Origin of the sequence: uncultured Fibrobacter sp., assembly GCF_937877005.1 — a bacterium.
In the GTDB taxonomy this organism is placed as follows: domain Bacteria; phylum Fibrobacterota; class Fibrobacteria; order Fibrobacterales; family Fibrobacteraceae; genus Fibrobacter.
The window spans coordinates 1-3,188 of sequence record NZ_CALEFV010000204.1 but is presented as its reverse complement, the minus strand read 5'-3'; the positions used below and the strand labels follow the sequence as shown (position 1 = coordinate 3,188).

5 protein-coding genes are annotated in these 3,188 nt (G+C 49.8%); all 5 read left to right on the top strand.

The features are described from left to right. Window positions 1–173: 173 nt before the first annotated feature. Complete coding sequence (locus tag Q0628_RS09405) at window positions 174–689, top strand: ATP-binding cassette domain-containing protein (RefSeq protein ID WP_298770418.1); 516 nt, start codon at window positions 174–176, stop codon at window positions 687–689. Beyond that, complete coding sequence (locus Q0628_RS09400; protein WP_298770416.1) at window positions 655–1,569, top strand: P-loop domain-containing protein; 915 nt, start codon at window positions 655–657, stop codon at window positions 1,567–1,569. The genes Q0628_RS09405 and Q0628_RS09400 overlap by 35 nt, the downstream gene beginning before the upstream one ends. 52 nt (window positions 1,570–1,621) lie before the next feature. After that, window positions 1,622–2,179 (top strand): flavin reductase family protein, encoded by a 558-nt coding sequence (locus Q0628_RS09395; protein ID WP_283430153.1) that lies wholly within the window; start codon window positions 1,622–1,624, stop codon window positions 2,177–2,179. A gap of 27 nt (window positions 2,180–2,206) precedes the next feature. Continuing rightward, the gene (locus Q0628_RS09390) at window positions 2,207–2,827 is read left to right on the top strand and encodes a hypothetical protein (RefSeq protein ID WP_249269021.1); all 621 of its coding nucleotides are present in this window, start codon (window positions 2,207–2,209) and stop codon (window positions 2,825–2,827) included. Window positions 2,828–2,842: 15 nt separating this feature from the next. Further along, the coding region (locus Q0628_RS09385; RefSeq protein ID WP_298770405.1) for an MBL fold metallo-hydrolase at window positions 2,843–3,188 on the top strand (346 nt) is incomplete at its 3' end.

Here is a 3,188-nt window from a genome sequence, read left to right as displayed (position 1 = left end):
AGAAAAATCCGAAAGAACGTAATATTTTCGCTAATCAAGGTGCTTATAACATAAATTCTCATAAAGTGCAATATTGTATTCAGATAATACTTGTTGCACTTGGTTATAACATCTATATTTATACAGTTTGACTGTAGCATAACCATAAAACAGATAAGAAAGGACGTGATTTTATGTCACAATTAAGAATTGAAAACGTAACAAAATTTTATGGCAAGCATAAGGCTTTGGACAGCTTTACCGCCACCTTTGAAAACGGCATCCACGGTATATTAGGCCCGAACGGTGCAGGTAAAACCACCCTTATAAACATTATCACAAAGCTGCTTGGAGCAAGCGACGGACAGGTTTATTTCGATGATGAAAACATTCTCTCAATGGGCAGAAAGTATCTTTCTAAAATCGGATATATGCCCCAGTACCCCCAGTTTTATCCCAACTTTACGGCTTATCAGATGATGAAATATATGGCGGCACTGAAAAATATCAAGGATGATAACAGAATAAAAGAGCTGCTCAGCTTTGTAAATCTGTCAAATGACGCTGATAAAAAGGTCGGTGCATATTCGGGTGGTATGAGACAGCGCCTTGCGGTAGCCTGTGCTATGATAAACGATCCTGCCCTGCTTATTTTTTACGAGCCGACCGCAGGCCTTGACCCGCGCGGTCTACCCGCATATTCCGGGTGATGGCCGCGAAGGAATCGTGATTGATGAATCTGCACTCCGCGTGGGCGTCGAAGACGGCCGCAGCGTGCGCGGCACAGACTTGTCGCAGTTCGTGCGCGACTTGCCTGGCGGCGTTTCGACCAAGAATTTCAATACGCTTTCGGCGTCGGGCTCAACAAGCGAAGCCGCGAACTTGCTCGAGGCTATGGAAGCGGGGGCTAGCACTTTCTTGATCGACGAAGATTCCTCGGCGGTGAACTTCTTGATTCGCGATGTGCGCGTGCGCAAGCTCCTAGGCGATGACCGCGAACCGCTGATTCCACTGACGGACCGCATCCGTGAAATTTCGGCACAGGGTTACAGCTTTATTCTGGTGGCAGGTGCCTGCGGCGACTACCTCGACCTTGCCGACAACATCGTGGTCATGGCAAACTACAAGGCCGAATGTGCAAAGTCTTCGGAGTCGCCGAAATCACAACAATCCATAGCCGCGGCCTCAAACGCGCGCCCGTTTGTAGCCTATATGCAACCTTTGCAAAAATCTGTGCGCCCCACCTCAGCGATCGAGCGCCAGGTCAAGGTAAAACTCTCAGGCGATACTTTGTTGCAAATCGGGTTCCTGGTGTCCGACACCTCTCGCCTCAACACGCTTGTCGACAAGCAGCAGCGCCTGGGGGCGGGCTTTGTGCTTTTGAATCTGTTGCAGAACGCCGCCAGCAATTCGGAATCGTCCGATGCCTCTGCCGCCGGTGATTCTGTGGCTGCGACCATCCGGAAACTTTACGAAAAAATCCAGAACGTGGGCTTCCGCAATCTGTCGCAGGGCATGAGCCGCGAAATGAGCCTCCCGCGTGTCGTTGATATTGCCTGCGTGGCGTTCCGCCTGCGCGAAGGTCGTTGATTTTCATTAATTGCTTTTTGTATATTGTCTAGCAATATTAAAGGAGTAAACAATGCGTAAAGATCTCGGTGTTAAAGCTTACTTGTATCCGCAACCTACCTTGGTGATTGCAACCTACAACGAAGACGGTTCTACGAATGCGATGGTGGCCGCATGGGGCTCCATTAGCGATACAAACCAGGTGGCTATTTACGTGGCGCATAGTCATAAGACCATGCCGAATATTTTGGCCCGCAAGGCCTTTACAGTAAGCATGGCCACGGCAAAGAACATCAAGGCGATTGATTACCTGGGCGTTACTTCGGGCAACAAGGTGGCCGACAAGTTTGCTCATTCGGGCCTGACCTCTGTCAAGAGCGCTCATGTGGATGCCCCGCTGATTGCGGAACTTCCGCTCGCATTGGAATGCAAGTTCGTAAGCTACAACGAAGATTCGGAACTTTTGCTCGGGGAAATCGTGAATGTGTCTGTCGACGATTCCGTACTCGATGAATCCGGCAAGCTCTCAGTTGAAAAGCTCGCGCCGGTGTGCTACGATTCTGCAGGCCATGGCTACTACGTGATGGAACGCCGCGTCGGTAACGCTTTTAGCGACGGAAAACTACTTTAAAGAGCGCTTGGGCAAAAAGGAGGCTCAATGAAATTTTATTTAGGAAGTGCAATTCTTGCGCTTGCTTTGCTCGCCGCATGCAGTGACGATAATTCTAGTTCGCCAGCACCGGAAAGCTCTTCTGCCCAAGAGTCCAGTATTTCCGATGTTGCATCTAGTAGTTCCGAAGTTGTTCAGGAATCAAGTAGTTCTGAATCTGCGCCAGAATCAAGTGCCGAAATCGAATCTAGCGAATCTTCGGCTGACACCGTATGGAATAGGGCAGCCCTTACATGGTATACTTCTTGGCCGGAACCCGGCAGCGAAGAATGTGAAGACTATAATGGCTGCACTTGGGCGGGCTGGTTTGCGGGCCTCGAAGACCAGCAGACCGAAGAATGGGTCAGTGAACATAACATTATCGCCATTCACGAAAAAGATTGGAATACATATAAATTAAAAACCTTTAGACTCCGCAAGGGTGGCTACACGATCGATGCCGTGGTTTACGACAAGTGTGCCGATAGCGATTGCGACGGGTGCTGCACCAAGAACGCGGGCGAACTCGGGTTCCTGATCGACATCGAAAGCTATACCTGCGAACGCCTTTCCGGCACTAAAGACGGCTGCGATGGCGTCATTGAATGGACTTGCCTCGACTGTGAATAATCCGGCTTTTGCAATATGAAGATTCAAGTCCTTATCGATAACATCGCTAGTTGCTGTGGCTCCCGCAAGCTCTTTGGCGAATGGGGCCTGTCGGTATATGTGGAATTCGAGGGCAAGCGCTACCTGCTCGATACGGGGGCGTCGCACTTGTTCGCCAAAAATGCAGGCGTGATGGGAGTGGATCTTTCAAAGATTGACATGGGCGTTTTGAGCCATGCGCATTTTGACCATAGCGATGGCATGGCCAGGTTCTTTGCGCTGAACAAGATTGCTCCTTTTTACTTGCGCAAGGGTGCGGGCGAAAACTGCTACCATGCACACAAATTGCTGGGGCGATTTACTTACCACGAATACATCGGAA

Coding starts and splice junctions, on each gene's coding strand:
- Q0628_RS09405 (WP_298770418.1), top strand. CDS start 174: ATGTCACAATTAAGAATTGAAAACGTAACAAAATTTTATGGCAAGCAT.
- Q0628_RS09395 (WP_283430153.1), top strand. CDS start 1,622: ATGCGTAAAGATCTCGGTGTTAAAGCTTACTTGTATCCGCAACCTACC.
- Q0628_RS09390 (WP_249269021.1), top strand. CDS start 2,207: ATGAAATTTTATTTAGGAAGTGCAATTCTTGCGCTTGCTTTGCTCGCC.